Here is a 1,031-nt window from a genome sequence, read left to right on the forward strand (position 1 = left end):
GCGCAGTTCCACCGCGTTCAGGCCAGCGGCGGCCGCCCGTTCCGCCAGGGCCTGAAGCAGGCGCCACTCCACGTTGCGCCCCAGGGCCCGGCAACTGAGAAAGAAGTCCCTGACCCGCAAGATACCAGCGGCGGCATCGGCTTCGGCGAAAGCGAACCCGACCAGCCCATAGTCACCGAACCGGTCACGCACGCGAACAGTGATCGCAATGCCCGGCCTGAGGAGGAGCTGGCTCACGGTGACCGGGGTGTGGCGGCGCAGGAGGAGGTTGAACTGGGTCGTCCGCACGGCCAGTTGAGAGATCCGCTCGACGTCGGCACCTGTCGCCGGTGAGATCTCCACCTGCAGGTTCAGCTCGCGCAGGTAGGCACCACGATCAGGGACCTGGTCGGCGACGGCTCGGCGTGCGGCTTCCTGGCTGATCATCAGGCCGCGAGCTCGGTCTTCTTCAGTGGTGGTGGCGTCGAGGGCCAACTGCCAGGTGGCGTGGAGCGCGTTCGGGACGGCGTTCGGATCCGCGGGGAGGTCGACCACGGTCATCGCCGGATGCCGCTGGGCGACCTCGGCCCGCTCCGCGGGGCTGTCGTCGAGGAACACCAAGCTCTCGATGGCGAAGCCCAGCTCCTCGGCGATCGCGGTCACCGCGTCCGACTTGTAGCCCCAGCTGGCGTGCACGGCCGCGAAATCGTCCAAGCTCAGCGGCATCCCGGGGTGGGCGGCGAACACAGCGCGCAGATCATCGAGGTTGTTACGTGAGCACAAGGCGAGCGTGCGGCCGGACTGGTGCTGCCGACGTAAGAACTGCTGAACCTGCCGGTACGGTCCGCCGACATCCACGTTCTGCGGCCCGACCTCACCGCACACACCGCCCCACAACGTGTTGTCCGCGTCGACCACGAGCGCCTTGGTCACCGGCCGGTCGGCCTCCGTCATCCGGCGCAGCACATTTTCTGCCCAGGCTAGCGAGGCTGCATCGGCAGGGGGCTGAACCCAGGGCAGGGCGTGTGTGGCCGCCACGGTGCGCGAGTGCG

The 1,031-nt window shown here is 68.6% G+C and carries 1 protein-coding gene; it reads right to left on the bottom strand.

What is annotated here, in order from left to right; genetic code table 11:
• A partial coding sequence (locus AB0J09_RS65770; RefSeq protein ID WP_360714763.1) for an HAD-IIIC family phosphatase occupies window positions 1-933 on the bottom strand: 933 nt, incomplete at its 3' end.
• Between the last annotated feature and the right edge of the window lie 98 nt (window positions 934-1,031).

This window comes from Nonomuraea sp. NPDC049784 (genome assembly GCF_040659615.1).
Taxonomy (GTDB): Bacteria; Actinomycetota; Actinomycetes; order Streptosporangiales; family Streptosporangiaceae; genus Nonomuraea.